The organism is Klebsiella sp. K47 (assembly GCF_051858335.1).
GTDB classification, from domain to species: Bacteria; Pseudomonadota; Gammaproteobacteria; order Enterobacterales; family Enterobacteriaceae; genus Klebsiella; species Klebsiella pneumoniae.
Window position 1 is genome coordinate 1 of the sequence record NZ_JBPYUI010000219.1, and the last position, 239, is coordinate 239.

Annotated in this window: 1 protein-coding gene; it reads right to left on the reverse strand. The window is 62.3% G+C overall.

Annotation, left to right across the window (positions count from 1 at the left end):
- On the reverse strand, positions 1-239 hold a 239-nt coding region (locus RRF55_RS27775), incomplete at both ends, for a hypothetical protein (protein WP_439419266.1).

Sequence of the window (239 nt, forward strand, 5' to 3'; positions counted from 1 at the left end):
CGATGCGGTACTTGTTGATCTGCCCAGCTTGCAGGTTCAACCGGGTGCTACGTTGATCCTCAAGGCCCGGGGCGCAACCGGGTGTCTGCCCAGGCAGCAGGCGCAGGCGTACATCGACGGGGCCCGCAGGCAGGTTGAACGACGTGGACTGTTCCTGGAACAGTCGCCCCGCCAGTTGATCGTTGAGGTAGACACCGATCTCGCAACTGGTGGCCACTTCAAGCCGTTCGCGGGAAATG